General features: G+C 51.3%; 2 protein-coding genes. One reads left to right on the top strand and one right to left on the bottom strand.

The genetic code is table 11. The annotated features are described in order from the left end of the window. Positions 1-26 precede the first annotated feature (26 nt). On the bottom strand, positions 27-314 hold the full coding sequence (locus A918_RS0100950; protein WP_022709241.1) for a hypothetical protein: 288 nt from the start codon (positions 312-314) through the stop codon (positions 27-29). 152 nt (positions 315-466) lie between these two features. Here A918_RS0100950 and A918_RS0100945 point away from each other — a divergent pair, with 152 nt between their 5' ends. Next, positions 467-1,732: an aminopeptidase gene (locus A918_RS0100945; RefSeq protein WP_022709240.1), complete on the top strand. Its 1,266-nt coding sequence runs from the start codon at positions 467-469 to the stop codon at positions 1,730-1,732. Positions 1,733-1,795: the final 63 nt, after the last annotated feature.

Here is a 1,795-nt window from a genome sequence, read left to right as displayed (position 1 = left end):
GGGCTTTTTGTTTATGGAGATGAAGATCAGCGCGGCACCACCACCGGCTGGTAAATAACCATCGGTGTGGAGAATTGCGGCCGTTCATTCTGCCATGCACGGATATCGGCGCGGCGGTCGAGATGAATTTGCAGCAGGCAATTGGCCATGGCTTCAGACTTGGGTTTAAAACCATAGCTCAGACAGGTTTTTTCATCCTCAGCACGCTGCTGTTCCGGTGTAAGTGTCGTGCAGCCTGCCAGCGCTATCGCAAACAGTCCTGCAACAAGACTCAGCTTCTGAAATGATCGCGCATTATTGGAGTTTCGGTTCATGGATTTGTTCCGATAAATATGACTTCATATGGCATATTAACGCTGTTCCGCATCGGTGGCTACAGCGACAATATAAAATCCTGCTAAAGCTCTAGCTTGCTGGCTCTTGCAGGAGTATCTGTGATGATCAATGAAAATAAGCGGAGTATGTGATGTCAGATTTCAGCCAAAACAATCACGCGGATGCAATTATCGATCCGGTTAAACTGGATAAGCTGGCAGAGGTCGCGGTTAAAGTCGGACTACAATTGCGTAAAGGGCAGGATCTGGTCATTACCGCACCAGTTATCGCATTGCCGCTGGTGCGCCGTATTGCGGAACATGCTTATAAAGCCGGTGCAGGGCTGGTAACACCGTTTTTCTCCGATGAAGATATGGCGCTGTCGCGTTTCCAATATGCGCCGGATGAGAGTTTCGATCATGCCAGTGACTGGCTTTATCAGGGCATGGCTAAAGCCTATGCCGGCGGTGCAGCGCGCCTTGCAATCACCGGCGATAATCCGATGTTGCTTTCCGCACAGGATGCAGGAAAAGTTGCCCGTGCCAATAAAGCGCTGTCGATGGCCTATCAGCCTGCGCTGGAAAAAATTGCCGGTTTCGACATTAACTGGAATATCGTCTCCTATCCGAACCCGTCATGGGCAAAGCTGGTGTTTCCGGATGATGCGCCGGATGTGGCGACACATAAACTGGCCGAAGCAATTTTCGCCGCATCGCGTGTGAATAATGCTGATCCTGTAGCCGCATGGGCAGATCATAATGCGCAATTGCGCAAACGTACCAAAATTCTCAATGAGCGCAATTTCCGCGCTTTGCATTTCACCGGACCGGATACAGATCTGACTGTTGGTCTGGCTGATGGCCATGAATGGCATGGCGGCTCATCGACCGCTAAAAACGGCATTACCTGCAATCCGAATATTCCGACAGAAGAAGTCTTCACAACGCCGCATGCTCTGCGCGTGGAAGGGACTGTTTCCAGCACCAAGCCGCTGTCGCATCAGGGCACGATCATTGATGATATCCGCGTGTGTTTTGAAGGCGGCCGGATTGTCGAAGCCAAAGCCAGCAAGGGCGAATCCGTGCTGAACAAGGTATTGGATACGGATGAAGGCGCCCGTCGTCTGGGTGAAGTGGCTCTGGTACCGCATTCCTCGCCGATTTCGCAGAGCGGCTTGCTGTTCTATAATACGCTGTTTGATGAAAATGCTGCCAGCCATATTGCGCTTGGTCAGTGCTATTCCAAATGTTTCATCAATGGTGCTGATCTCACGCCGGAACAGATTGCGGCACAGGGCGGCAATAAGAGCTTTATCCATATCGACTGGATGATCGGTTCCAATCAGATCGACGTGGACGGCATTGCACAAGACGGCACATCCGTGCCTGTGATGCGCAAAGGCGAATGGGTTGCCTGATAGTATCTGAATTCCCGATGCTTTCATAACAATAGCCGCCGCTTTTTTTAACAAGCGGCGGGG

The sequence above is a fragment of the Pseudochrobactrum sp. AO18b genome (assembly GCF_000409565.1).
Lineage (GTDB): Bacteria > Pseudomonadota > Alphaproteobacteria > Rhizobiales > Rhizobiaceae > Pseudochrobactrum > Pseudochrobactrum saccharolyticum.
Note: the sequence above shows the minus strand (reverse complement) of the source record. Positions and strands in the feature narration are given on the sequence as shown.